This window comes from Embleya sp. NPDC005575 (assembly GCF_040605455.1).
Classification (GTDB): domain Bacteria; phylum Actinomycetota; class Actinomycetes; order Streptomycetales; family Streptomycetaceae; genus Embleya.
Genome location: NZ_JBEXCV010000296.1, coordinates 1 through 4,893 on the forward strand (window position 1 = coordinate 1; position 4,893 = coordinate 4,893).

The 4,893-nt window shown below is 73.7% G+C and carries 3 protein-coding genes and 1 pseudogene; all 4 read right to left on the reverse strand.

Annotated features, from left to right (window positions below; genetic code table 11):
• Nucleotides 1-1,896, reverse strand: a 1,896-nt coding sequence (locus ABZS54_RS42170) for an exonuclease domain-containing protein (protein ID WP_355548518.1), incomplete at its 3' end; no start/stop codon positions are given.
• 163 nt (nucleotides 1,897-2,059) lie between these two features.
• Nucleotides 2,060-2,962 carry a DUF2510 domain-containing protein gene (locus tag ABZS54_RS42175; protein ID WP_355548521.1) on the reverse strand — a complete coding sequence of 301 codons (903 nt, stop codon included), beginning with the start codon at nucleotides 2,960-2,962 and terminating at the stop codon, nucleotides 2,060-2,062.
• Between the two features lie 78 nt (nucleotides 2,963-3,040).
• Nucleotides 3,041-3,688: a ribonuclease HII gene (locus ABZS54_RS42180; protein WP_355548523.1), complete on the reverse strand. Its 648-nt coding sequence runs from the start codon at nucleotides 3,686-3,688 to the stop codon at nucleotides 3,041-3,043.
• 258 nt (nucleotides 3,689-3,946) lie between these two features.
• Nucleotides 3,947-4,893: pseudogene (locus ABZS54_RS42185) on the reverse strand (hypothetical protein); the annotation flags it as partial.

The following is a 4,893-nucleotide window of genomic DNA, read 5'->3' on the forward strand; positions in this document are numbered from 1 at the left end:
GGGCCCGCCGCCGGTCGGCGTCGATGCGGGCACCGCCGGCATCGGCTGTGGCGGCGTCTCCGGGCCCGGCACGGGCGGCGCCGTGGTCGGCTGGGTATCGTGCGTCGTGGGCACCTTCGGCGGCGGCGGGAGCATGTCCGGGACGGTGGCCTGGAGCACCTCGGCGGCCGAGGAACCCGGTGCCACCGGCAGATCGGCCGCAGTCGGCGGCGGCGGGATGCTCGGCAGCGTGACGCCGGTTCCCGGCACCGGCGTCGGCGTGGTGGCAGACGCGGACCCGGACACCGGCGTGGGCTGCGCGGTCTGCGCCTCGGTGACCTCGAACGCCTCGGTGGGCGCGAAGGTTTCGGCCGATCCCAATGCCTCGGTCGACTCGAATGCCTCGGTCGGCAACACCTCCGAGACGCCGTCCACGGGCGTGTCGTAGGGCCGGTAGGGGCTCGGCGCGAAGGACCCGGCGGCGGCCGGCACCGAGGCGCCCGGCCGGGGCAGCAGGAAGCCGCTCGTGGTGCGCGGTGCCCCGGGCACGACGTGCGCGAGCGAGGCGGCGGCCACCTGGGACGCCGCGTCGGCCGCGCTGCTGCGCCCGCGTTCCAGGTCGGCGAGCAGCGCCAGGAACACCGGCTCGATCAGCACCCGGATGCCGCGTTGGCGGGCCCAGTAGGTGCGATCCGCGGATTCGTCCGGGTCGGCCACCACGAGCACGTCCACCCGATCGTGGATACCGGACGCCACGGACAGGTCCGCGCGGGCCATCCGGCGCTCCAACTCACCCCGGGTGACCGCGAGATAGCCGTGGAAGAGCACATGCAGACCCGATTCCAGCGGACGCCCCCGGGCCAGGATGCGCGGCCCGCCGTGGCCCTGCTCGACCGTGGAGCGGGCCATGCCGACGATCTCGTCCAGCGCGGTGCGCGGGATGCCCAGTTGCGCGGCGACCCGGGTCAGGTCGGCCCGCTCCTCGCGGTCGACGGGTCCGGCCGTGACCATGGAGGCGGCCAGCGCGGTCACGTACAGCCGGTCCAGATCCTTGCGCTGCTCCTCGGAAATGCCCAGGGACACCGCGAGTTCGGCCAGGTCGATGGCCTCCTGCGGGGTGATCACCCGGTCCTCCAGGGCCGCGTCGAGCACCGCGAGGTAGCTGTCGGGGCCCTCGCCCACGCCGGTGGGCGGACCGTACGCGCGGGCCTTCTCCAGGTACGACACCGCGTCCCGGCGGCGCACCTGCTCGGCCTCCTCGCGCGCCCGCCGAGCCACGTGCGCGTCGTCGCGGGTGAACGTCCGCGACACGTCGGCGCTGCGGCGCGGCCAGTTCAGCGAGGCCGCCACCGTCCGGGCCTGCTGCCAGTGCCGGGCCTCGCCCGCCCCCCGGCGCAGGTAGTGCTCCAGAAGCCGCGCGGTGCCCATCGCCTTGGCCGCCGCGCCGTGCCCGCCGTCCACCGGCACGTCGGCCGCCTCGCAACACGCGAGCAGGGTGAAGCGCGGCGCCTCGGGCAGGTGGTGCGGCGCCTCGCGCATCGTGCACAGCGTGGTCAGCGGCGGCACGGTGGGTCGACCGCGGCGCTGGAACTCGCGCTCGACGAAGCCGATGTCGAAACGCGCGTTGTGCGCGACCACGACCCGTTGCCGGAACAGGTGTGCCAGCCACGGCGCGACCTCGGCGAACGTCGGGGCGTTCACCACGTCGTCGTCGAACAGGCCGTGTGCCTGGAAGTCGCCGGCGGGACCCTGCGGGTCGAGCAGGGTCGTGAAGAACTCGGTCACTCGTCCGTCGAGATCGCATTGGGCTACCGCGATCTCGATGATGCGATGTCGATGCGGGGACAATCCCGTCGTCTCCACGGCCACCACCGAGTAGCCGGGGCATTCGAGGCGATCACCGATGCGCACAGTCACCCCCCAATGATGATGTGCCCGATGCGGCCTCCTTCAGTCGCATCCCGGCAAGCCCGACCTGCGGCGCGCGTCCACGGTACGCGCTCGCGACCGGTGCGGGGTACGACGCGACCGATCGGGCGTACCGTACCGCTGGTGACGTCTCGTCAGATATGACGCAGAGTCAGGACGCGCTCTCCGAGGGCTGCGGCGTGCCCACCTTGATGCCCTTGAGCACCGTGTCGAGCGTGGCCTTGTCCGGCGCCGAGGCGGAGATCTCCAGTTTGAGCAGTACGCAGGGGAATTCGCCGTCCTCGTTCTTCTCGGCGATCACCACGGCCTGCGCCCAGGCCGTGTCCGAGTCCAGGCTCAGGTCCTCGGGCTTGCCCTTGACCTTGGCCCGCAGGACATAGGCCGCGTGACCGTCCACCTTGATCGGCTTGTCCAGTTCCAAGGTGTCCAGCGTGATCCTGCCCTTGCTGCCGGTCACGTCCTTCTTCAGCCCGGCGACCAACTCCTCCAGGTTGTCGGCCTTGCGGGTGTCCAGCGTCAGGCCGGCTCGATAGCACTTGCGTTCCGCCTGCAGCGCGGTCTCGGCTGCGGCCCCGCTCGTCCGGGTCGAGGATTTGCTCGGGCACGGGCGCTCCACCGCCTGGTCGGCGGGCTCGTCCGGGTCCGGGACGACCCAGCCCTTGAGCCTGGGCACGGTGAGCCCGGTGGTGGGATCGGTGAGCGTGCCGTCCGTGGCCACGGTCTTCTTGCCGTCGCCGTCCCCGCCCAGGACGACGATCAGGCCGGCGATGATGCCGCCCACCACGACCAGCGCCAGCACGCTCAGGCCGATCGCCTTGCCGCGACCGGGTCGGGGTGCGCCGACGGGCGGGCCGACCGGCTGATAGCCGCCGGGGTACCCGCCCTGGGGGTAGCCGACCTGCCCCGCGGCCGGCGGTGCGCCGATCGGCGGCGGCGGAATCTCGCCCTGGGCGCGGGCCCGGGTCGAGGCGGTCCACTGGGCGCCGTCCCACCAGCGCTCGGAGCCGGGAGCGGAGGGGTCTTCGTACCAGCCGGGAGGAATCGAGGCAGTCACCCGCGTGACGCTACAACCGGCCCCGGGCGGCGCACGAGCGCCCCCGGGCAAACGTGACCGTTCGGAAACCGACGCCGATCAGCCCAGGTCGAAGCCGAGTTGCCCGTCGGTGACCGGCTCGATGCGAGGGCGCTTGAGGTGGCGCCACGCGGGCAGGTCGTCCCAGTACGCCCAGGACATCCGATGATGCGGCGTGGGGCCGTGCTCGGCGAGTGCCGCCCGATGCACCGGAGCCGGGTATCCGGCGTTGCCGTCGAAGCCGTACGCCGGATACCCGGCGCCGATGTCGGCCATCAGGGCGTCGCGGTACACCTTCGCCAACACCGAGGCCGCCGCCACGCTGATGCAGGACTGGTCGCCCTTGATCACGCAGCGCACGGCCCACGGTGCGCCGAGGAAGTCGTGCTTGCCGTCCAGCACGATCGCGTCGGGACGCATCGGCAGCGCGGTCAGCGCGCGTTCGGCGGCCAGGCGCAGTGCGGCGGTCATCCCGAGTGTGTCGATCTCCTGGGGATCGGCCGCCCCGAACGCGTAGGCGCGCACCCACGGGTCGACCGCGGCGGCCACCTCCTCGCGGCGGCGTGCGGTGAGCAACTTGGAGTCGGTGAGCCCGGCGGGCGGCACGGACAGGTCGGTGATCGCGGCCGCGACCAGCACGGGGCCGGCCCAGGCGCCGCGTCCGACCTCGTCGACCCCGGCGACCACCTGTGCGCCCCGGGCGATCAGCTCACGCTCGACGTCGTAGGTGGGTGGTGCGACCCGACCGGCGGGCTTGCGCGGCCCGACGACCTTCTTGGCGGCGACCTTCCCGTCGGCGACCTTCTTCGCCGCAACCTTCCCGATGGAAACCTTCTCGGCGACAACCCTGTTCGCCGCGGCCTTGCGGACGGCGGTCGGCTTCGCGGCGACTCGCTCGGGCTCGATCCCGGAGCCGCCCGCCTGCTCGGTGCTCGGCTGCTTCACACCACCACCGTAGGTCACCGATCAGCGGTGACCTACCACCGTCTCCCGCTCCCCGTCGGCGATCGACACCGGCGGCCTGGGCTCGAAGTACGTCGAGACGCCCGCCGCGGTCAACCGCTCGCGCAGCGTCCGGGCACCGGGCGAGCCGGCCAGCGCGGCCTCGGCCCAGGCGATCAGGTCCAGTTCGACGCCGAGATGGTCGGTGACCGTCCCGCCGCCGGCCCAGGTCGGCCGCAACCGGCCACGCCCGGACTCCACCCACGCACAACCCAGCAGGGCGGCCAGCGCCCCGGCGGTGTCCTCGCCGTGTCGGGCGATCAGTTCCGCGCCCCGCCCCTCGACCAGCAGCGCCAGCACCCCGCCCAGGGTCACCGGGTATTCCACGCCCGCGCGCCGCGCGGAGATCCCCAGCGCCGCGGCCCGGCGGGCCCCGGCGAAGCCGACCAGGTGCTCCAGGAACGTCTCTTCGGGGAGCTTCACCAAGCCATCCAGCCCCGCGAACCCGTGCCGGCCCAGATGCCCGTCGTTGTCGGTGACCAGCAGGTACGGATGCACGTGGGCGAGCAGCCGAAGCGGCTCGGCCAGCAGCGAGCCGCCGGCCAGGTCGGCGCCGCCGGGGGTGTCCCGTCCGTCCAGGGGCCGGGCAAGGAGCCGCTCGACCCGGGCCGCCATCGCCCCCTGCGGCTCGGCCTCGACACCGACCCACGCGGCCCGCAGTTCCCGAAACGCCAGGAAGCCGGCGATCGGATCGCTCGGCACGCAGCCCGCCGCGGTCCCCGGGGTCAGCACGTCGTCCCGGAACCGGGCCCAGTCCGCCCGGACCTCCGCCAGTTCGGTCAGCGCGTCCGCCACCGCGTCGGTGCCGTAGGCACGGGCTGCGGCCCGGTCGGCGGCGCGCTCCTCGAAGCCCAGCACGGGAGCGGTCACCCGCCGGTAGAGCGCGGCGTAGCCGGCCGCCGCCCGCCCCG